This is a genomic window from Streptomyces pseudovenezuelae (genome assembly GCF_001513955.1).
Taxonomy (GTDB): domain Bacteria; phylum Actinomycetota; class Actinomycetes; order Streptomycetales; family Streptomycetaceae; genus Streptomyces; species Streptomyces pseudovenezuelae.
The window spans coordinates 217659-239260 of sequence record NZ_KQ948149.1 but is presented as its reverse complement, the minus strand read 5'-3'; the positions used below and the strand labels follow the sequence as shown (position 1 = coordinate 239260).

At 70.0% G+C, this 21602-nt stretch carries 17 protein-coding genes; 5 read left to right on the top strand and 12 right to left on the bottom strand.

The annotated features are described in order from the left end of the window. Positions 1–21 precede the first annotated feature (21 nt). Complete coding sequence (locus tag AQI94_RS25410; protein ID WP_031041147.1) at positions 22–894, bottom strand: carbohydrate ABC transporter permease; 873 nt, start codon at positions 892–894, stop codon at positions 22–24. After that, on the bottom strand, positions 888–1868 hold the full coding sequence (locus AQI94_RS25405) for an ABC transporter permease (RefSeq protein ID WP_031041144.1): 981 nt from the start codon (positions 1866–1868) through the stop codon (positions 888–890). The genes AQI94_RS25410 and AQI94_RS25405 overlap by 7 nt, the downstream gene beginning before the upstream one ends. Before the next feature lie 203 nt (positions 1869–2071). On the opposite strand from AQI94_RS25405, the gene AQI94_RS25400 reads away from it, so the two are divergent. Further along, positions 2072–3067 (top strand): acetylxylan esterase, encoded by a 996-nt coding sequence (locus AQI94_RS25400; RefSeq protein ID WP_031041141.1) that lies wholly within the window; start codon positions 2072–2074, stop codon positions 3065–3067. Here the strand turns inward: AQI94_RS25400 and AQI94_RS25395 are convergent. From AQI94_RS25395 to AQI94_RS25375, 5 genes are all read right to left on the bottom strand, one after another. Further along, complete coding sequence (locus AQI94_RS25395; protein ID WP_062229943.1) at positions 3057–6326, bottom strand: GH92 family glycosyl hydrolase; 3270 nt, start codon at positions 6324–6326, stop codon at positions 3057–3059. The genes AQI94_RS25400 and AQI94_RS25395 overlap by 11 nt on opposite strands. A gap of 359 nt (positions 6327–6685) precedes the next feature. After that, on the bottom strand, positions 6686–7750 hold the full coding sequence (locus AQI94_RS25390) for a lytic polysaccharide monooxygenase auxiliary activity family 9 protein (protein ID WP_031057385.1): 1065 nt from the start codon (positions 7748–7750) through the stop codon (positions 6686–6688). 1540 nt (positions 7751–9290) lie between these two features. Continuing rightward, entirely contained in the window at positions 9291–9872 is a 582-nt protein-coding gene (locus AQI94_RS25385) for an HD domain-containing protein (protein ID WP_051832819.1), read from the bottom strand. Between the two features lie 136 nt (positions 9873–10008). Continuing rightward, the gene (locus tag AQI94_RS25380; RefSeq protein ID WP_031057390.1) at positions 10009–10557 is read right to left on the bottom strand and encodes a DUF1062 domain-containing protein; all 549 of its coding nucleotides are present in this window, start codon (positions 10555–10557) and stop codon (positions 10009–10011) included. Between the two features lie 210 nt (positions 10558–10767). Further along, complete coding sequence (locus tag AQI94_RS25375) at positions 10768–11595, bottom strand: helix-turn-helix domain-containing protein (protein ID WP_031057392.1); 828 nt, start codon at positions 11593–11595, stop codon at positions 10768–10770. Between the two features lie 112 nt (positions 11596–11707). Here AQI94_RS25375 and AQI94_RS25370 point away from each other — a divergent pair, with 112 nt between their 5' ends. Beyond that, the gene (locus tag AQI94_RS25370) at positions 11708–12484 is read left to right on the top strand and encodes an alpha/beta fold hydrolase (protein ID WP_031057395.1); all 777 of its coding nucleotides are present in this window, start codon (positions 11708–11710) and stop codon (positions 12482–12484) included. 105 nt (positions 12485–12589) lie between these two features. On the opposite strand, the gene AQI94_RS25365 is transcribed toward AQI94_RS25370, so the two are convergent. The 3 genes from AQI94_RS25365 to acnA form a co-directional block, all read right to left on the bottom strand. Beyond that, on the bottom strand, positions 12590–14143 hold the full coding sequence (locus AQI94_RS25365; RefSeq protein WP_031057398.1) for a sensor histidine kinase: 1554 nt from the start codon (positions 14141–14143) through the stop codon (positions 12590–12592). Continuing rightward, complete coding sequence (locus AQI94_RS25360; protein ID WP_225890260.1) at positions 14140–14544, bottom strand: response regulator transcription factor; 405 nt, start codon at positions 14542–14544, stop codon at positions 14140–14142. Before AQI94_RS25360 ends, AQI94_RS25365 begins: the two co-directional genes overlap by 4 nt. 135 nt (positions 14545–14679) lie before the next feature. Then, positions 14680–17397: an aconitate hydratase AcnA gene (gene acnA / locus AQI94_RS25355; protein WP_031057405.1), complete on the bottom strand. Its 2718-nt coding sequence runs from the start codon at positions 17395–17397 to the stop codon at positions 14680–14682. Between the two features lie 412 nt (positions 17398–17809). Between acnA and AQI94_RS25350 the strand changes: the two genes are divergently transcribed. Further along, positions 17810–18010, top strand: coding sequence for a DUF4236 domain-containing protein (locus tag AQI94_RS25350; protein ID WP_031057408.1), 201 nt, complete (start codon positions 17810–17812; stop codon positions 18008–18010). An 83-nt stretch (positions 18011–18093) separates the two neighbouring features. Continuing rightward, the gene (locus AQI94_RS25345) at positions 18094–19623 is read left to right on the top strand and encodes a helix-turn-helix domain-containing protein (protein WP_031057411.1); all 1530 of its coding nucleotides are present in this window, start codon (positions 18094–18096) and stop codon (positions 19621–19623) included. Positions 19624–19673: 50 nt separating this feature from the next. Here AQI94_RS25345 and AQI94_RS25340 read toward each other — a convergent pair whose 3' ends face one another. Continuing rightward, on the bottom strand, positions 19674–20180 hold the full coding sequence (locus AQI94_RS25340; RefSeq protein WP_031057415.1) for a DinB family protein: 507 nt from the start codon (positions 20178–20180) through the stop codon (positions 19674–19676). Between the two features lie 174 nt (positions 20181–20354). Here AQI94_RS25340 and AQI94_RS25335 point away from each other — a divergent pair, with 174 nt between their 5' ends. Then, a complete protein-coding gene (locus tag AQI94_RS25335; protein ID WP_031057417.1) occupies positions 20355–20750 on the top strand; it encodes a TOBE domain-containing protein in 396 nt (131 codons plus the stop codon). 18 nt (positions 20751–20768) lie between these two features. Here the strand turns inward: AQI94_RS25335 and AQI94_RS25330 are convergent, their stop codons facing one another. Next, the gene (locus tag AQI94_RS25330; protein WP_031057421.1) at positions 20769–21458 is read right to left on the bottom strand and encodes a M24 family metallopeptidase; all 690 of its coding nucleotides are present in this window, start codon (positions 21456–21458) and stop codon (positions 20769–20771) included. Positions 21459–21602 lie beyond the last annotated feature (144 nt).

Below are 21602 nucleotides of genomic sequence, written 5' to 3'. Positions count from 1 at the left end.
CGTAAGTGAGGTGACGGACTGTCAGCCCTTGACCGCGCCGAGCATCACGCCCGAGACGAAGAAGCGCTGGACGAACGGGTACACGCAGATGATCGGCAGCGCGGTGAGCACGATCGTGACGGCCTGGATGCTCGCGCCGACCTGGCTGAGCTCGGCGGTGCCGGCACCGGCGTTGCCGCCGCCGGTGGCACCCGCGATGAGGTTGCGCAGGTAGACGGTGACCGGCATCAGGTCGGAGTGGTCCATGTAGAGGAACGCGCTGAACCAGGAGTTCCAGAAGGACACCGTGTAGAAGAGCACCATGGTCGCGACGACCGCCTTGGACAGCGGCAGCACGACCCGGAAGAGGATGCCGTAGGTGCTCAGGCCGTCGATCTGCGCGGCCTCCTCCAGCTCGGTCGGCAGGCTCTCGAAGAAGGCCTTCATCACCAGCAGGTTGAAGACGCTGATCGCGTTGGGCAGCGCGATCGCCCAGACGCTGTTCTTCAGTCCGAGCTCGGTGACCAGGATGTAGTTCGGGATCAGGCCGCCGGTGAAGAACATCGTGAACACGGCGATGCCGACCAGCACCCCGCGCCCCTTGAGGTTCTTCTTCGACAGGACGTAGGCGTAACAGGTCGTCAGAACCATGGCCACGACGGTGGACGCGACCGTGTAGAAGACGGTGTTGCCGTAGTTCCGCCAGAACATCGAGTCCTGGAAGACGATCCGGTACGTGGTGAGGTTGAACCCCTTGGGCCACAGGGTCACTTCACCGGCACGGATCTGCCGTTCCCCGCTGAAGGAGCGCGCGACGATGTTGGCGAAGGGGTACAGGGTCACCAGCACGACGAAGGTGAGGACCACCCCGTTGACGCCTTGGAAGACCCGGTAGGAGCGGCTCGGCTTCACCACAGGCTGGTCCCCACCGTGCGGCGCGAGAGCGTGTTGGCGGTCGTGATCAGGACCAGGCCGATGACCGCCTCGAACAGGCCGATCGCGGCCGCGTAGCTGAAGCTGTTGGACTCGACGCCGGCCCGGTAGACGTAGGTCGAGATCACGTCGGCACTCGGGTAGGTGAGCGGGTTGTACAGCAGCAGGACCTTCTCGAAGCCGACCGCCATGAACGTGCCGACGTTGAGGATCAGCAGCGTGACCATGGTGGGGCGGATACCGGGCAGGGTGACGTGCCAGATCTGCCGCCAGCGGTTGGCGCCGTCGATCCGGGCGGCCTCGTACAGGTCCTCGTCGATGGTGGTGAGTGCGGCGAGGTAGAGGATCGTGCCCCAGCCGGCGGTCTGCCAGATCTCCGAGCCGACGTAGATCGTGCGGAACCAGTCGGGTTCCTGGATGAAGCGGATCTCGTCGTGGCCGAACCAGCCGAGGGCGTGGTTGACCGGTCCGTCGGTGGCGAGCATCTGCATCGTGAGGCCCGCGACGATCACGATCGACAGGAAGTGCGGGAGGTACGAGACCGACTGCACGAACCGCTTCAGGGAGCGCCGGCGCACCTCGTTGAGCAGGAGGGCGAGCACGATCGGGATCGGGAAGCAGAACACCAGCGTGAGCCCGCCGAGCCACAGGGTGTTGCGGAACACCTGCCAGAAGGTCGGGTCGCTGAGGAACATGCGCACATAGCGCAGGCCCACCCAGTCCTCGCCGAACATCGAGCCGCCGGGCTCGAAGCGCCGGAACGCGATCACGTTGCCGATCATCGGCAGATAGCGGAACACCAGGAAGAACAGCAGCGGCAGGACGGCCAGCGAGTAGAGCTGCCAGTCGCGGCGCAGGGCCCGGCGCCAGCCGCCGCGCGGGACGGGGCGGGCGACGGCTCCCGGCAGGTTTTCGAGGCTGGGGGGTGGAGAGGCCGACTTGACGGATGTGCTCATGCTCGGTCCTCTCAGAAGGAGGCATGGAACCGAAACTTTCGAGCTCTTACCGGTAACTTCGCGGCAACTTAGAGGGCTGGAGAAAGCGCTGTCAATGGGGCGAGCGAGAGATGGCTGGGACGGGAGTGGGGTAGAACAGGGAGGCCAAATCCCTTCGCTCGCCGCAAGTTTCACTACTTGGACCGACTCATGCGAGGTGCCCCGTGCCTGCGTTCGACCTGCCGCCTGCGGAGCTGGAGCACTACCGTCCCGATGTGCAGGAACCCCCGGATTTCGACGAGTTCTGGCGTGACACCCTGAAAGAAGCGGCGCAGCAGGACGTGTTGGTCTCGATGCGCCCGGCCGAGAGCGGACTGCGGCTGACCGAGACCTGGGACGTCACCTTCCGGGGCTTCGCGGGCGACCCGGTACGCGCCTGGTACAGCAGACCCGCCGGGGTGCGCGACCCGCTGCCCGCGGTCGTCGAGTACGCCGGCTACGGCCGGGGCCGCGGCCTCCCGCACGAGCGACTGACCTGGGTGAACGCCGGATACGCGCATCTGCTGATGGACAACCGCGGCCAGGGCGACCAGTACGGCAACGGCGGCGCGACCCCCGACCCGCACGCCTCGGCACCGGGCGGCCCGGGTCCCGCGGCACGGGGCCTGCCCGACCCGCGCGCCTACCACTACCGACGGCTGATCACGGACGCGGTACGGGCGGTGACGGCGGTGCGGGCGCTGCCCGAGGTGGACGGGGGGCGCGTCGCGGCCGTCGGCAACAGCCAGGGCGGCGGGCTGGCGCTGGCGGTCGCGGGACTGGTGCCGGATCTGGCGGCGGTCCTGGTCACCGCGCCCTTCCTGTGCGGCATCCGGCGCGCCCTGGAACTGACCGACGCGAGTCCGTACGGCGAGATCAGCGCGTACCTCTCCGTGCACCGGGACGTGGAGGAGGCCGCGTACCGCACGCTCGCGTATGTGGAGGGCGTCTCCTTCGCGCGGCGTGCCGCGGCCCCGGCCCATTTCGGGACCGGCCTGCGGGACACGGTGTGCCCGCCGAGCGGGGCGTACGCGGCCTTCAACCGCTACGGCGAGCTGACCGGCGTGGACCCCCGCAAGGAGATCCACGCCTATCCGTACAACGGCCACGAGGGGGGCGACGCGGTCCAGGTGCGGCGCCAACTCGAATGGCTGGCCAGGGAGTTGTTGGTCAGCCGGTAGCCAGCGTGAACACGTGCAGGTCCGTGTTCCGCGGCAGCCGCACGCTCGCGATCCGCTTGCCGTCCGGTGCGGTGAACGGCTTGGTGGCGAAGACGTACGTGGCCACCGGGTCCCGGTCCGCGCCCGCCACGTTGCGGTACGCGGTGTGGGCGACGATCTCGTTGCCGTACTGGACGGTGCCGCCGCCTCCCCCGACGGTCCAGTCGGTGAAGGCGAGTTCGACCGTGCCGGTGCTGCCGTCGGTGTAGGTGACGGTGGCCTGGGACTGCTGGTTGCCGTTGACCGCGCTGCCGACGAAGGACAACCTGTCGGTTGGTGCGCCCAGTTGGATGGCCTGACCGGTCGCGGTCGCGTTGTCGGGCCGCCCGTTCGGCGAGTCCGGCCAGGTGAAGGCCAGGCCGTCGACCGTGCCCTGCCCGCCCGGGGTGAGACCGGCCGCGGTCAGCGCCTGGCGGGAGTAGCTCCAGCCACCGCCGTCGTAGTCGGCCTCGTCGTGGTCACCGGAGTCGTCCGAGACCCCGGTGTTGTCGTAGGCGGCGAGGAGGGTGCCGGGTGCGGCGACCGTGAGCGACACAGGCTGTTCGTACGCGGTGCCGTCCGAGGTGACGGCGATCGTGACGTCGTAGAAGCCCTGCGGGGTGCCCTCGGTGGTGCTCAGGGTGATCTCCTGGGAGCCGTCGGCCACCGTGCCCTCGGCGGGGCTCGCCGTGATGCCTTCCGGAGTCTGGACGCGGAAGCGGACCTCGGGCCCGGTGCCGTCGCCGCTCAGCGACAGCGCGCGGACACCCACCTTGGTGCTGCCGCCCGGTGCGATCGTCGCCGTGGTCGGGCCGACGCCGATCTGGTACGGCTGCTCGCCCGCGCGGAAGGACGGCGGGGCCGCGTCCGCTCCCCAGGCCGGGTCGGCCTCGGTGGACAGGGTGTAGTCCAGCCGGCCGCCGTCCCGCACGAAGGAGGCGGGCAGCCAGGGTGCCTGGCTGGTACGGCCGTTGACCTTCAGCGAGTGGACGTACGGGGCGTCTGCGGCCGCTCCCTGCGCGCGCACGGAGATGTCGTTGCCGAAGGGGCGGTCGATCTCGATGCGCGGGAACAGCGGTGAGGCGAGGACCAGTTCGGACCGGGACGGCACCTGGGGGTACATGCCGAGCGCGGAGAAGACGTACCAGGCCGACATGGCGCCGAGGTCGTCGTTGCCGGGGATGCCGCCCGGCTCGGTCGACCAGAGCTGCCGCATGGCGGCGCGGACGGTCTCCTGGGTCCTGTGGGGAACGCCCGCGTAGGCGTACAGGTAGGGGACGTTGATCGACGGCTCGTTGTCCAGCTCGGACTTCTCGCCGCCGTTGCCGGTGAAGGCCCAGTCGCCGTTGTCGTCGTGGAAGAAGGAGTCGAGCCGGTCGAGGGCCTTGTCACGGCCGCCCATCGCGGCGAACAGGCCCGCCGGGTCGTGCTGGACCATCCAGGTGTACTGGGCCGCCGTCCCCTCGACGAACCCGTTGCCGGTGGCCGGGGTGAAGCCGGTGACCCAACTGCCGTCCGCCTTGCGGTGGGCGATGTACCCGCCGCTCGGGTCGGCGGCGATGTTGAAGGTGTTCTGCCACCACTGGGATCTCTTGGCGAAGGCCGCCGCGGTGCCCTTCTCCCCCGCCGCGCCGGCGAGTTGGGAGAGCGCGAAGTCGGCGCCGGACATCTCCAGGGTCTCGGCGGCACCGCCCCAGGCGTTGGAGACGGACGGCATGTAGTGCAGCTTCAGGTACTTGTCGAGGGAGGGCCGCTGGCCGACGGACAGCACGGGCTTGCCCGCCGGCGACAGGTCCCCTTCCGTGGGGACCGTGGCCGCCCGGACGAGCGAGTCCAGCGCGCCGCGCAGGTCGAAGGCGGTGCCACCGAAGGCGCGGATGCCGGCCAGGGCGATGGGCGAGGGATCGCCGTTCATGACGTGGGTGCCGCTCGCCCCGTGCAGCCAGCGGTCCCAGACGCCGCCGTTCTGCCGGGCCAGTTCGTACAGCGACTGCGCCACGTCCGAGCCGGTGCGCGCGTCGAGCAGGGTCAGCAGCTGCACCTGGCCGCGGTAGACGTCCCAGCCGGAGAAGGTGCCGTACTGGGCCCGGTGGCCGCGGGCCACGCGGTGCACCTCGTCGTCGCTCCCCCGGTATCTGCCGTCGGCGTCGCTGATGACGTTGGGGTGCAGGAGGGCGTGGTAGAGCGCGGTGTAGAAGGTGGTGCGTTCGTCGTCGGTGCCGCCGCCGACGCGGATCGCCCGCAGCCGGTCGCGCCAGGCGCGACGGGCCGCGTCGCGCACGGCGTCGAAGGAACGCCGGGGCGGGTTCTCCGCGGCGAGGTTGGCCTCCGCGCCCGCCCGGCTGACGTACGAGATCCCGATCCTGACGCCCACCTGCTCGGTGCCGGGCGCGAACCGGACGTATCCGCCCGCCCCCTTGCCCGCGACGGGCCGCCCGTCCTGGGAGAACCCGCCGGTGCCGCCGGAGGCCTTCACGGACCCGGGGGCGAGCTTGTCGTCCTGCCAGGTGCCGGTGGCGGCGAAGGGACGGTCGAAATGGGCGGTGAAGTGGAGGGTGTAGTAGGCGCGTCGGCCCTCCGGGTCGAGGTAGCCGCAGAAGTTGCCGGAGGTGACCGAACCGGAGACCGTCCGGGTCTCCGGGTCGATCTCGACCGTCGAATCGGTCGAGCCCACCTCGGAGTTGGCGGTCCTGAACAGCAGGGAGGCGGGCTTGTCGGCCGGGTAGGTGAAGCGGGCCGAGCCGGTGCGGGCGGTGGCGGCGAGGTCGGCGCCGACGCCGGAGTCGAGGCCCACCCTGTAGTGGCCGGGCTCCGCGGTCTCGTCGGTGTGACGGAAACCGGCCGCGTACACCGCGTCCTTGGTGTCGCTCGCCGGGGACGAGGTGACCTCGCCGGCGAAGGGGAAGAGCGGGATGTCACCGCTGCCGCCCGCGCAGCCCGTGCCGGACATGTGGGTGAGGCTGAAGCCACGGATGCGGGTGGCGCCGTACAGGTAACCGCCTGGTGCGGCGGTGCGGGTGGCGTCGCCGCGGGTGTTCTCGGGGCTGAAGGAGAACATGCCGAACGGGGTGACGGCACCGGGGAAGACGTTGCCGCCGTTCTCCGTGCCGATGAGCGGGTTCACGTAGGCTGTCGGGTCGTCGACGAGGCCGGGTGGCGCGGCGGGGGCCGCGAGGGCGGGGGTGGCTCCGGTGGCCGCGAGAACGGCCGCCAGCAGCAAGGACGTAGGACGGAAACGCATGACGCGGCCCCTCCTCCTTCGGACGGGTCGCGCACCACAGGTCGCACAAGCCGCAGGGACAGTAACGTGCGCCACGCGTATCACGAAAGGGTTCGTGCGCTGGAAGGGACGCGCGGGGGCGTCGCCCGGGTGGCCGGTCCCGGCCAATTCCCCAACTTATTTGACATCGTTGTCCGTTGGCGCGGTAGAGTCATGTATAGACCACTCGACAACGTTGTCGCGCGTCGGGTCGTCACAAGCCATGCACCATCCGCGTCGGCCATCACCCCCCTCGTGCCGGCACGGCTCGCGGACCCGGTGGCGCACAGCCCCACCGGGTCCGCCCTGAGCGGAGGGTTCGAACGCGTCCTGACGGTTGCTCAGCCGACCCGGCAGGGAAGGGTCGTGGCCGTGTCGCCGCCGGAGCCGGTGACGACGTAGCCGAACGTCGTGCTCTGCCCCGGACTGAGTGAGCCGTTCCAGTTGGCGTTGTGGACCATCACGTCCTGGCCGGTGTACGTGGCGTTGCCGTTCCAGAGACTGTCGACCTTCTGTCCGGCCGGCAGGCTCCAGTCGACCATCCAGCCCAGCATCGGGACGTCGCCGGAGTTGGTGACGGTCACCTCGGACTGGTAGCCGCCGCTCCAACTGCCCGTGGTCTTACGGGTGGCCGTGCAGGTGCCCGGTACCGGTTCGGTCGGGTTGCCCGGCTCATGGATGCCGGTGACCTCGCCGTTGCCGCCGTCGAAGACGACGTCGGAGCAGGAGTAGAAGGTCTCCGCGCTGTCCGAACGCTGCCAGACCATGTAGATGATGTGGCGGCCGGACTTGTTCGCCGGAAGCTGGCCGGTCCAGGAGTAGTTGGCCTCGACCGTGCCCGGGCTGCCGTTGAGCGGCGGGTGGTCGACACTGAGGAACGGCTGGGACTCCATGTCGTCCCAGGTGAGGGTCTTCTTCGGGTCGAAGCCGTCCTTGGTGACGTAGACGTAGAACCAACCCGGGTGCGCGGCCCAGGCGTTGTAGGAGAAGTCGACCGTCTTGCCCGCGGTGAGGTGGGTGAGCGGCCAGTCGTCGCGGGCGGCGTTGAAGCCGGTGAAGTTGGTGTTGCCGCCGCTGCACAGCTGGCCGTCCGGGACGAAGCCGCGGGTGCGGCCGGCGCCGTCCGAGCGGAGCACGGAGAACCAGTTGTAGAACGGGGTGGTGCCGCTGACCGCCTGCGCGTTCTTGCAGGCCGGGTTGACCGGTTTGATCTCACCGGTGTCGGTCAGCGCGTCCTGCCAGCACAGGAAGGTACGGCTGGCGGGCTTCATCGGGGTGCCGTGGGCCTCGGCCTTGGTGCCGGCCGTGAGGACCAGGCTGAGGGCGGGAATGGTGGCCAGGAGGGAGACGAGGACCAGGAAGAGGGCTTTGCGACGGGTCACCCTCGATAACTTTGTCAGGATCATGACAATCCAGTCCGTTCCTTGAGGTACGGGCCGTGCGGGGTGTGTGTGATTGCCGTGGGGTGAGAGCTTCACGCGGGCGGGTTCCGGTCCGTCCGCATGGGAGCGCTCCCACCCCACGTGTTGCGGAAGGTAGCGCGAAGTGGGGCGACTGTAAACAGGTGGCGGGGGGATTGGGGTGGGCGGGGTGTATCAGGGGGTGACTGCGTGGGGTGCGGGGTGGGAGGGCCGGGGTGGGGTGCGCGAGGAGGATCCGCGGCTGTAGTGGGTGAGTTGTCGGGGGGGATGCGTGGGGATGCGCGACCGCAGGGGTGGGTTGGCTGGCGGGCTCAGCCGTTCGGGCATGCCGGGGCGTCTGAGGAGTGGGGCGAAGGAGCGCACCGCGGTGGGCTGTTGGGGAGTCCGGTTGAGCGGTCTCAGCGGGTGGGCCGTCTCGGAGTCCGGTCGGGTGCTCGTATCCGGTGGGTCGTCTCGGAGTTCCGCTGACTGTCGCAGGGGTCGGTTGGCTGGAGGCGTCGGCCGCGGGGCCCTGGTCGGGCTTCCGGAAGGTCGGCCGAGTGAACGCACTGGGTGGGGCATTGGGGTATCCCGGAAGCCCACCGAACGGTCACACCAGATGAACCAGCCCGGAGTCGTTCGGCCGGGCACCCCGGGGCCGCCTCGAAGCCACGCCGACCCACCAGACCAAGCGGACCCCTCCAGGGGCCCACCGACTGGTCACACCGACTGGTTGCCCGGAGGCCTCGCCCCCGGGGCCCCTGCCGGGTCTCCGGAAGGTCGGCGAGCGGCCACACCGGGCGGGGCATCCCGGAAGCCCACCGAACGGTCACACCAGGTGAACCAGCCCGGAGTCGTTCGGCCGGGCACCCCGGGGCCGCCTCGAAGTCACGCCGACCCACCAGACCAAGCGGACCCCTCCAGGGGCCCACCGACTGATTGCCCGGAGGCCTCATCTCCGGGGCCATGGCTGGGCCTCCGGAAAGTCGGTCGAGCAGCCACACCGAGCGGGGGCGTGGCGGAATTTCGCCAACTCACCACACCAGGCGGACCGTTATCGGAGTCAAGCCGAGCCCCGGAAGACGGGGCGAGCAGCCCCGCCGGAGAGGCCGGTGCGGATGCGGAACCCTGCCAACTCACCACACCAGGCCGACCGTTATCGGAGTCAAGCCGAGCCCCGGAAGACGGGGCGAGCAGCCCCGCCGGAGAGGCCGGTGCGGATGCGGAACCCTGTCAACTCACCACACCAGGTGGACCGTTGTCGGAGCCGTGCCGGTCGCCACCCCGGGTGATCCGTATCGAAATCCCGCCCACCGGCCACACCGTCCCGTTGTCCGGAGATCTCAGCCGCAGGGGGCCACGGCCGGGCCTCCGGGACGTGGGTCGAGCCGCCGCACCGGGCGGGGCATCCGGGGTCGCGCCGACCGGGCACACCGAGTGGACCGTCTCGGAGACGTGCCGCCCGGCCACACCCCGTGCCCGCAGTCGGAATACCCCGACCGGCAGCCGCACCGGGGTCGGACGTCCCGCGGTGCCAACCCACCCCTCACACCGGGTGGGCGGTCTGGAAGGCCAGTCGCTCCTCCGCTCGCTCTCCTACGGCCGTCAGCGTGTCGTCGAGGGCCAGGAACTCCTCCCACACCGTGCGGCCGCTCGCCTCGGCCAGCCTCCTGACCACGAGGTCCTCCAGTTCCGGCACCCGCTTGTTCTTCCAGATCTTGTCGGCGACGCTGACGAGCAGGTCTTCGAGTCCGATGTCCGGGAGGGTCCAGGCCGCGTGCGTGGCGGCGAAGCGGGCGCGGTCGGGGGTGACGCCGTGGGCCAGGAGGAGTTCACGGCCGGTCTCCTCGTGTGCGGAGCCCGGGCCGGAGAGTTCGCGGACGTGTGCGGTCTTTCCCACGTCGTGCGTCGCGGCGCCGAACAGGACTGCCTCACGGTCCAGTTGGAGCCCCGGACAGCGCGCCGCGAGCCACTCGACAAGCTCGTACGCCACGTCGTGCACGAGTCTCAGGTGGGCCGCCAGGCGGGGTGGCGCGTCCAGCGTTCGCAGGAGCCTGGCGGCCTCGTCGGGGAGGGGGCGGGGGCCGGGTGCGTGGAGAGCCCGGTGCAGGGGGTCGGGGGTGGTCACTCGGTAAGGGTAGGGATGAGGGCGGGAGTTGGGGGCTCGTCGTCGGTCCTGCGCCGTCCCGTCGTACGCCGACACACCGCGCTCCTGATGCGGCGCCCGGGGCCCGGCCGGCCGGGCCCCGGGCGCCGACAAGGGCTCAGCGCTTGAGCGTGAAGGTGAAGTCGCCGGAGAGTCTGGCGTTCAGCCGGGCCACGGAGACCAGATTCCCCTCCGTGATCAGCCGTTCCACCTCCGCCCGGGACAGGCCGCAGCCTTCGGCGATCAGCCGCACCGGACGGACGGGGATCCGAGCCACGAAGCGGACCGAGACGTCGATCACCTCGCGGTCCAGGTGAGCCGATCCGCCGGTGTCGAGACGCCAGGCGTCGTTCCAGTCCAGGGCTATGCGGTTACGGCGCCGCACGACCGGGTCCTGCAGCAACTCGGCTGCGAGAGCAGGGTCGTTGTCGTGCAGCCGGTCCAGCAGTCCAGGTCGGACGGAACGCACATGCGTCCGCTCCAGGACCGTGAGTTTCGCTGTTTCCCCGCAGGTGGTGCAGAGCACGAGAAGCCAGATGTCGAGGAGCTTGTGGTTCGCGTTGACCCGGAACCTGCCGTCGGCCCGGAAGCGGTCCGACGCGCACGTGTGGCAACGGCGGAGGACGAGCGGAAGGCAGGTGGGCATGACCACCCAGTTGGTGAGCACGTAGGTACACCGGTTTCAGTGAGAAGTCCGCAGCAAGAAGCAGCGCGGCGCACAGGTGCGACGCGCGACCGATCAGCGCTTGGGGGTTCTCACAGGGTGTACAACGGCACGTCCTTGCCTCGGCGATTCAAGTCGAGTCGATTCGGCAGCACGGTAGCGACGACCGGTGGTGCTGATCCACTGGTTTTCGATCGGGGCGGGTGCGCGCCCTCACTCGACGGCCGCCCCCGCCTGCCACGCACCCGGCCGCATACCCGTCGCCTTCAGGAAGAACACCGAGAAGTTGGACGCGTCGGGGAAGCCGAGTGCCTCGGCGCAGCCTGCCGCGGTGAGACGGTCGTGGGCGAGGAGCCGTTTGGCTTCCAGGACGAGCCGGTCGACGATGTACGCCTTCGCGGTGCGGCCGGTGGCCTGCTGCACCGCTCGTGAGAGGGTCCGAGGGGCGTATCCCAGTGCCCGGGCGTAGTGGCCGGCGTCGTGATGTTCGCGGAAGTGCGCTTCGACGCCGGACCGGAAGAGCCGGAACACCGGGTGCGCGGACGTCTCCTCGGCGCGCGGTGGCCGGAGCCGGGCGATGAGCGCGGAGAGCAGGATCCCGGGTAGCTCCGCCGAGGCGTCCCCGGGTGGAGCGGATGCCTCCAGGAGGAGATGGTCGCGGGCGGTGTCGACGTACGGCCAGTCGGCGGCGGGGATGTTCCAGTGCGCGAGCGGGTCCGGGGACGCGACGAGTTCTCGGGTGACGTGGGTGACCGGTGCGGTGGGGACGAACAGCACCAGGTGCCCTGTCACGTCCGCGATGTCGTCCCATCGGTGCACCGCTCCCGGGGCGACCCACACCGCGGACCGCTTCTCGATCCGGTGCCGGAGGAAGTCCACCGTGACGGATCCGTGCCCGGCGTCGACGACGGCCAGGACGTGGAAGTCGGCACGCTGTGTCCCGCCGTCGTTCAGTTGCCGAAGCCGGTCGAACGTCATCGTCTCCACGGCGGCCGCCCGGCCTCCGACGGGCTGGTAGGTCATCTGCCGGATCACGGTCATGTGTCCAGTTTCCACCATGCCCCGTCCAGTCGTGCCGATGCCTCGGAGCGGGCGGGAGGGTGCAATGGAAAGCAGGAAACGCTAGCCCTGCGTACCGAGCGAAAGAGTCATCATGAACACGACCCAGCAGTCGCTGCTGCCCACTTATGACCACCGTCCGGGGACCGGACCGACCCTGGTGTTCCTCCACTACTGGGGTGGTTCGGCCCGCACCTGGGACCTTGTCGTCGACCGCCTCGCGGGTCGCGCCGCGCTCACCGTCGACTTCCGCGGGTGGAGCCGCTCGCGCGGTCTGGACGGCCCCTGCACGCTCCGCCGGCTCGCGGACGACACGCTCGCCGTGCTCGCCGACGCGGGGGTCACCGACTTCGTCCTCGTCGGACACTCCATGGGCGGCAAGGTCGCTCAGCTGGTCGCGGCGACCCGGCCCGTCGGCCTCCGCGGGATCGTCCTCGTCGGTTCCGCTCCGGCGAAGCCCGCCCCGACGGTCACCGCCGAACACCGCGAAGGGCTCTCCCACGCCTACGACTCCGAGGAGTCCGTCGCCGGCGCACGGGACCACGTCCTGACCGCGACCGAGCTGCCCGAACCGATCAAGTCGCAGATCCTGGCCGATTCGCTGGCCGGGACCGACGCGGCCCGGCTGGAGTGGCCGTTGCGCGGCATCGCGGAGGACGTCTGCGAGCACACCCGGATGATCGACGTCCCCGCTCTCGTCGTCGCCGGAGAGCACGACCGGGTCGAGCCCGTCGACGTGCTCCGCGACCACCTGATGCCCTACCTCTCCGTGGCCGACCTCGTGGTGATCCCGGACTCGGGCCACCTGATCCCGCTGGAGGCACCGGCCCGGCTCGCCGACGCGATCAGCGCGTTCGCACCGGCGAGCTGACACCGGACCCGGCCGTCGTCACCATCCATGAACATCCCGTCACCGTCCACGAGCACCCGTCGCCGTTCATAAGCCCTCGTCCGACTCCGGTTCCTCGTAAGGGAGTTACACCGACGCGCCGTTGCCGGACACCGCTCGCGTCTCCGTCCCCCTCTCCACGGCCGCCGGGAGGTCGATCGTGAACTCGGTGCGTCCGGGGACGCTGTTCACCTGGATGCGGCCACCGTGTGCCGCCGAGACCGCCGCCGCGATGGCCAGCCCCAGACCCGATCCGCCGGAATGGGCGTCGGCGCGCGAGCGGGAGGTGTCCGCGCGGGTGAAGCGTTCGAAGACCGTGGGAAGGAGGGCCGGAGCGATGCCGGGGCCGTTGTCGCGGACGCGGATCACACATCGCCCGTCCGCGGCCTCCACCGAGGCCGTCACCCTCGTGCCGGACGGGGTGTGCAGCCTCGCGTTGGACAGGAGGCCGGCCACCACCTGGTGCAGCCGGACCTCGTCGCCGATCACCGACACCGGTGCTTCCAGGTTCAGTTCGAGCTGCCAGTCGTGGCCGGGGCCCGCCGACCGCGCGTCCCACACCGCCTCCGCGACCAGGGCCGCCAGGTCCACCTCCCCGGACTGGAGGGGGCGGCCCTCGTCGAGGCGGGCGAGCAGGAGCAGGTCCTCCACGAGGCCCGTCATCCGGGCCGACTCCGCCGAGACCCGGCGCCAGGCCAGTACGGGTTCGACGCGGCCGGTGCCGCGGTTCATCAGCTCGGCGTACCCGGCGATCGAGGCGAGCGGTGTCCGCAGTTCGTGGCTGGCGTCGGCCAGGAAGCGCCGCATGCGTTCCTCGCTGCTCCGCATCCGCTCCTCGTCGCGTTGCCGCTCGGCGAGCGAGGACTCCACATGGTCGAGAAGGTGGTTGAGCGCGGCCCCGACCTGGCCGGCCTCGCTGCCGGGGTCGGTGTCCCGTGCGGGCACCCGGGTCAGTGCGGTGACCTCGCCGTGTCCGAGCGGGGCGCGGGAGACCTCGGCGGCGGTGGCGGCGACCCGGCCGAGGGGGCGCAGTTGCCGTCGTATGACCACCGCGCAGACGCAGCCGGCGGCGGCGAGCCCGGCCACGGCGACGCCCGCCTCGATCATCACCAGTCCGCTGATCATGTCCTGGACGTCGTCCATCGGCAGGCCGGCGAGGACCCGGACGTCTCCGCTCCCGAGGGCAGTGACCCGGTAGGTGCCGAGGCCGGGCACGGTGCGGGTGTGCGTCGCACCGTCCGCCCGGATCCCGGACAGGGCGGTGCGCTGGCCGGTGCTGAGGTGGCGGGTCGGGGCGTCCGGGGCTACGACGGCCGCGGAGACGAGGGCACCGTCCTCGTCCAGCCGGGCGGCGAGCATCCCGGCGGGCTGCCCGGACTCCCGCAGAAAGGCCAGGTCGTCCTCGGTGTTCTGGTGCAACGAGGCTCCCTCCAGGGCCCGTTCGGCGGTGTCGCGGACCCGGTCGTCCAAGTCGCCCATCAGATAGGCACGTTGAAAGAGGTTCGTGATCAGTCCCATCGCGACGCAGACGACGACCAGCGTGGCGCTGACGAACACGAGCAGGCGGGTGCGGAGGGACCGGGCGCGCGTCCTCGTGTTCGTGGGCCGGGTGCGCGTCCCCGTGTTCGGTCGCCGGCTCATCTCCCGTCCTCCGCTGCCCTGATGGCGTCCGGGCACGGGTGTGCGAGCAGCGGACCGAGCCGGTCGTGCTCCTTCGCGGTGAGCCGGACGGGCACGCCCGCGCGGCGCACTTCGCGGGTGTCCTCGCCCATGACCAGGTCGCCGAGCACCTGGACGGAGTCGTAGGCGCCGGCCTCCGGTCCGTCGAGCCGGTGCTCCAGAGCGTCGCGGGCGGTCCGCGGCGCGCTCCGTCCGTCGAGGGCCGGGCAGTCGAGCGCCGGGCAGGGGCGCCGGCCCGCCTCGGTGAACGTGAAGGCGACGGCGACGGCGACGGCGACGGACAGCACTTCGTCGAGTGCCGGCTCGTCGTCGACGATGAGCACGCGTACGCGGCCGGTGCGCGGCCCGGATGTGCCAGTCATGTACCGATCGTGTCCCCGCCCGCTGAGGGAATCCTGTGTTCCACCTGAGGGTGGGTGATGACCCGCGTGGACGGGGGTACGGCGAAGGGCCGCACCCCCGTCACGGGAGTGCGGCCCTCAGGCGCCCGAAAGGACTTACTTGCGGATCAGGGACCGCAGCACGTACTGCATGATGCCGCCGTTGCGGTAGTAGTCGGCCTCACCGGGGGTGTCGATGCGGACGACCGCGTCGAACTCGACGCCCGTGTCGGTGGTGACCTTGACCGTGCGCGGCGTGGTGCCGTTGTTGAGCTCCTCGACGCCGGTGAAGGAGAAGGTCTCCTCGCCGGTCAGACCGAGGGTCGCGGCGGACTGGCCCTCGGGGAACTGGAGCGGCAGGACGCCCATGCCGATGAGGTTCGAGCGGTGGATGCGCTCGTACGACTCGGCGATGACGGCCTTGACGCCGAGGAGCGCGGTGCCCTTGGCGGCCCAGTCGCGGGACGAGCCGGAGCCGTACTCCTTGCCGGCCAGGATGGCCAGCGGGATGCCCTGCTCGATGTAGTTGCGGGAGGCGTCGTAGATGAACGACACCGGACCGCCGTCCTGGGTGAAGTCGCGGGTGTAGCCGCCCTCGGTGCCCGGCGCGATCTGGTTGCGCAGGCGGATGTTGGCGAACGTGCCGCGGATCATGACCTCGTGGTTGCCTCGGCGGGAGCCGTAGGAGTTGAAGTCACGACGCTCCACACCGTGCTCGGTGAGGTACTTGCCGGCCGGGGTGTCGGCCTTGATGGCACCGGCGGGCGAGATGTGGTCGGTCGTCACCGAGTCGCCGAGCTTGGCGAGCACGCGGGCGCCGGTGATGTCGGAGACCGGGGTGGTCTCCATCGTCATGCCCTCGAAGTACGGGGGCTTGCGGACGTAGGTCGACTCGGCGTCCCACTCGAAGGTGTTGCCGGTCGGGATCGGCAGCGCCTGCCACTGGGCGTCGCCCGCGAAGACGTCGGAGTAGGACTTGTTGAACATGTCCTCGCCGATGGCGTTCGCCACGACGTCGTTGACCTCGGCCTCGGAGGGCCAGATGTCCTTCAGGTAGACGGCGTTGCCGTCCTGGTCGACACCGAGCGCGTCCTTGGTGATGTCCACCTTCATGGAACCCGCGAGGGCGTACGCGACGACCAGTGGCGGGGAGGCCAGGTAGTTCATCTTGACGTCGGGGTTGATACGGCCCTCGAAGTTCCGGTTGCCGGAGAGGACTGAGGTCACCGCGAGGTCGTGGTCGTTGACGGCCTTGGAGACCTCCTCCGGCAGCGGGCCGGAGTTGCCGATGCAGGTGGTGCAGCCGTAGCCGACGAGGTTGAAGCCGACCTTGTCGAGGTAGGGGGTGAGCCCCGCCTTGTCGAAGTAGTCGGTGACGACCTTGGAACCCGGGGCGAGGGTGGTCTTGACCCACGGCTTGCGGGTCAGGCCCTTCTCCACGGCCTTCTTCGCGACCAGCGCGGCGGCGACCATGACGTACGGGTTCGAGGTGTTGGTGCAGGAGGTGATGGCCGCGACCGTCACCGCGCCGTGGTCGATCTCGTACGTCGAGCCGTCGGGGGCGGTCACGGTGACCGGGTTGGACGGGGCGCCGTTCGGGGCCACGGCCGGGGCGTCGGAGGCCGGGAAGGACTCCTTGCCGGACTCGTCGACGTCGTCGACGTAGTTGCGGACGTCCTGCTTGAACTGCTCGGCGGCGTTCGCGAGGACGATGCGGTCCTGCGGGCGCTTCGGGCCGGCGATGGAGGGGACGACCGTGGAGAGGTCGAGCTCCAGCTTCTCGGAGAAGTCCGGCTCGGCCTTCGGGTCCAGCCAGAGGCCCTGCTCCTTGGCGTACGCCTCGACGAGCGCGAGCTGCTGCTCGGTGCGGCCGGTGAGCTTGAGGTACTTGATCGTCTCGTCGTCGATCGGGAAGATCGCGGCGGTCGAGCCGAACTCCGGCGACATGTTGCCGATGGTGGCGCGGTTCGCGAGGGAGGTGGCGGCGACGCCCTCGCCGTAGAACTCGACGAACTTGCCGACCACGCCGTGCTTGCGGAGCATCTCGGTGATGGTCAGCACGAGGTCGGTGGCGGTGGTGCCGGGCTTGAGCTCACCGGTCAGCTTGAAGCCGACGACGCGCGGGATGAGCATGGAGACCGGCTGGCCGAGCATCGCGGCCTCGGCCTCGATGCCGCCGACGCCCCAGCCCAGCACGCCGAGGCCGTTGACCATGGTGGTGTGCGAGTCGGTGCCGACGAGGGTGTCGGGGTACGCCTGACCGTTCCGGACCATGACCGTGCGGGCCAGGTGCTCGATGTTCACCTGGTGGACGATGCCGGTGCCCGGCGGGACGACCTTGAAGTCGTCGAACGCGGTCTGGCCCCAGCGCAGGAACTGGTAGCGCTCGCGGTTGCGGCCGTACTCCAGCTCGACGTTCTGCGCGAACGCGTCGTGGGTGCCGAACTTGTCGGCGATGACGGAGTGGTCGATGACCAGCTCGGCCGGGGAGAGCGGGTTGACCTTCGCGGGGTCGCCGCCGAGCTCCTTGACGGCCTCACGCATGGTGGCGAGGTCGACGACACAGGGCACGCCGGTGAAGTCCTGCATGATCACGCGGGCCGGCGTGAACTGGATCTCCTGCGACGGCTGGGCCTGGGAGTCCCAGCTGCCGAGGGCGCGGATGTGGTCGGCGGTGATGTTCGCGCCGTCCTCGGTACGGAGCAGGTTCTCCAGGAGAACCTTGAGGCTGTACGGCAGGCGGGCCGAGCCCTCCACCTTGTCCAGCCGGAAGATCTCGTACGACTCGTCGCCCACGCTCAGCGTGGCGCGGGCGTCGAAGCTGTTCGCCGACACGACAGTCTCCTTCATTTTTGTGCGCTTACCACCGCATCCTGCCGCCACGCCGTCTTGGCCGATCCGCTAAGGTAAGGCTAAGTTAGGTATGCCTTACTGCCAGACCCAGCGAAAGCGTGCGACTGCGGTACGCCTCGGCAGATATCTCGATGTCGAGATAACTCTAGTACATGAGGCCCGGATGGTCATGCCCGGCCTCGCGGCGATGTCCGGGCAACCCCGAATCCGCCATGAGCAGGCGCCGGCACAGGCGGCCGTCCCCGCACGCGCCCCATCACTGCCGTACCGCCCCCCACCTCCCCAACTCGCCCACGACAACGGGGCGGTGCGAAGCCGGCAGCCATCTCTTCACCGAGCCGGGGTATGCGAACGAAGTCGAAAGCACGCGACCGACCTTCAAGGGGAGGCCCCCATGCCGCTCACGTTCCGCAAGAGTTTCCGGATCCTTCCCGGAGTGCGGCTGAACATCAACCGCCGCTCCTGGTCCATCACGACCGGCGGCGGAAGCCACGGCCCGAAGCACACGCACAGCAGCACGGGACGTCGTACGACATCGATGGATCTGCCCGGACCTTTCGGATGGCGTCGCACCCGTACCGCCAAGCGCCGCTGAGGCTCCTTCAGGCCCGCGGAGGCCCCTCACCCGGACGGACCCCCCGGAATGTGCCATCTCATATCTGAGATAGCCTCAACCCCATGGCAGACGACTACCTCGTACGTATCGGCAGGCTCATCCGTGACGCCCGGCAGCACCGGGGCTGGACACAGTCGCAGCTTGCCGAGGCGCTCGGCACGAGTCAGAGCGCCGTCAATCGCATCGAGCGCGGCAACCAAAACATCAGCCTTGAGATGATCGCCCGTATCGGTGAAGCACTGGACAGCGAAATCGTCTCTTTGGGCTACGCGGGCCCGATGCATCTGCGGGTGGTCGGCGGCCGTCGGCTGTCCGGCGCGATCGACGTCAAGACGAGCAAGAACGCGTGCGTGGCCCTGCTCTGCGCCTCGCTCCTCAACAAGGGGCGCACGGTGCTGCGCAGGGTCGCCCGCATCGAGGAGGTCTACCGCCTTCTGGAGGTGCTGAGCTCCATCGGGGTGCGCACCCGGTGGATCAACGGCGGTGTCGACCTCGAACTGGTGCCGCCGGCCGAGCTGGACATGGGCGCCATCGACGCCGAGGCCGCCGTGCGCACGCGCTCGATCATCATGTTCCTGGGCCCGCTGCTGCACCGCATGGACAGCTTCCGGCTGCCCTACGCCGGCGGCTGCGACCTCGGCACCCGGACCATCGAGCCGCACATGATCGCGCTGCGCCGGTTCGGTCTGGACGTCGCCGCCACCGAGGGCCAGTACCACGCCCGGGTCGACCGGGAGGTCCGTCCCGACCGTCCGATCGTGCTGACCGAGCGCGGCGACACCGTGACGGAGAACGCGCTGCTCGCGGCCGCCCGCCACGACGGCGTCACCGTCATCCGCAACGCCTCCTCCAACTACATGGTCCAGGACCTCTGCTTCTTCCTGGAGGCCCTGGGCGTCAGGGTCGAGGGCATCGGCACCACCACCCTCACCGTGCACGGCGTGCCGCACATCGACGTGGACGTCGACTACTCCCCCTCCGAGGACCCGGTCGAGGCCATGAGCCTGCTGGCCGCGGCCGTGGTGACGGAGTCGGAGCTGACCGTGCGCCGGGTGCCCATCGAGTTCCTGGAGATCGAGCTCGCGGTCCTGGAGGAGATGGGCCTCGACCACGACCGCACGCCGGAGTACTTCGCCGACAACGGCCGCACCCGCCTGATCGACCTCACGGTCCGCCCCTCCAAGCTGGAGGCGCCGATCGACAAGATCCACCCGATGCCGTTCCCCGGCCTGAACATCGACAACGTCCCCTTCTTCGCCGCCATCGCGGCCGTCGCACAGGGCCAGACCCTCATCCACGACTGGGTCTACGACAACCGGGCCATCTACCTGACGGATCTCAACCGCCTGGGCGGACGCCTCCAACTCCTCGACCCGCACCGGGTGCTGGTGGAGGGCCCGACCCGCTGGCGTGCCGCCGAGATGATGTGCCCGCCGGCCCTGCGCCCCGCGGTGGTCGTCCTGCTGGCGATGATGGCGGCCGACGGCACGTCGGTGCTGCGCAACGTCTACGTCATCAACCGCGGTTACGAGGACCTGGCCGAGCGGCTCAACTCGGTGGGGGCGCAGATCGAGATCTTCCGGGACATCTGAGGGAGGTGTTCCCTCTGCACACGGCCGGCGCGCGGGATTCGGGGCGAGGTCTAGTCGCCGGTCGTGCCGTCGAGCAGCTCGCGCAGGATGTCCAGGTGGCCGTTGTGGCGGGCCGTCTCCTCGGTGAGGTGGAGGATGATCCAGCGGAGGTCGACGTGGAGACCGCTGCGGGTGGCTCGCTGGGCCTTCTTGTCCAGGTCGGTCCCGGCGACCAGTTCTCGGTAGCGGGCGCTCTGTTCGGCGTATTCGTCGAGCAACTGCGGCAGCGGAAAGTCGACGGCGATACGCATCTCGCGGTCGGGGTCCTCATCGGTCCAGGGGCCCTGGTCCTCCTCGCCGAGGAAGACCACCTGGAACCAGTAGTACTCGACCCAGCGGAGGTGGTTGACCACTCCGCTCATGGTCATCAGCGGCGAGCCCGGCAGGAGCGACTTGCGTGCGTTCTCCGCGGAGACGCCCTCGCACTTGGTGCGGACGGTGTCCCGTGCGTAGTCGAGAAACGTGGTGAGCTGGGTGCGCTCGTCCCACGCGGGCGGCGTGTCATCGATTCTTGTCATCGCGCGAAGCGTCCCCGATCGCGCCACCCGGTGTCGAGGCATTTATCGACGGCCCGGACCCCGGTCCCGAACGGTGGCGGCGTACTCGCCGGGCTTCCGGGCGGGGGCGTCGTGTGCGGGCGCACGGCGTCCCGCGACCACGGCCGGGAACGCCGATCGCCTATCTTGGCGCGTATGCAGTCCTACACGATCGGCCAGGCCGCACGGCTGCTCGGCGTGAGCCCGGACACCGCGCGGCGGTGGGCGGACGCCGGGCGGGTGCCCACTCACCGGGACGAGGGCGGGCGGCGCCTTGTCGACGGCAAGGATCTGGCCGCCTTCTCGGTGGAACTGGCCAAGGGGGAGGGTGGTGAGGAGGGTGTGTCCCGCACGTCCGTCCGCAATGCCTTCCCCGGCATCGTCACCGCCGTGAAGCTCGGCGACGTCGCGGCCCAGGTGGAGATCCAGGCGGGCCCGCACCGGCTGGTGTCGCTGCTGACACGGGAGGCCGTGGAGGAGCTCGGCCTGGAGGTCGGGGTGGAGGCCACCGCCCGCGTGAAGTCGACGAACGTGCACATCGACCGCACCTGAGCGGGGCCGTCACCCGGATCAGAGGGTGAGCAGCTCCTCGTGGAAGCCGCCGAACTCCCGCTCGGTGTCGACGAGATGGATCTCCAGGATCCAGTGGCAGCGGCGTCCGGCCTTGTCCGTGCGGCGCAGTGGGGTGTCGTTGGCGGGGGTGATGTACGACTCCACGTCGGCGCCGTCGATCCACTCGTGCGGGAACTCGCCGACGAGGTGCCCGGCGTGCCAACCGCCCAGTTCCCAGCCGGACTCGGCGGCGAGCCGTTCGACCTCGGCGTACAGCCGCGCGCCGGTGATGTCCGGGTCGGCCTCGAAAACGCTTCGGCCCGCCGCGAAGATCGTCGGCAGGTCGTCGCGGAGGCGGTGCTTGACCGGGTCGTCGCCGAGGACGAAGGTGCGCCCGAAGTCGGCCTCGTACTCCTCGAAGATCGGGCCGAAGTCGGCGAAGACGATGTCGTCCGCGCCGATCACGCGGTCCGGCGGGTTCTCCCGGTACGGCCGGAGGGTGTTCGGTCCGCAGCGGACGATCCGCTTGTGCCAGTGCCGGGTGGTTCCGAACAGGTCGTTCGCCAGGTCCCGGATGCGGTCGCTGACCACCCGCTCCCCCTGGCCTGGCGCGACCAGTCCGCGCGCCTCGATCTCCGCGAAGAGACGTGCCGCCTTCGCCTGGGCGTCCAGCAGCCTTGCCGCGCGGGTGGGTTCGTCGTCCGCCATGGGCCCGACCGTATGCACCTCGGTTCGTGGCCGGCAACGGAATTCCTTCGTGCCGCTCGGACCAGGGGCACCGCCACCGTCCGTACGAACGCACATGCCAACCTCAAGGATCAGGTTTCCGGCTCATGCGATGCGACAGGAGAC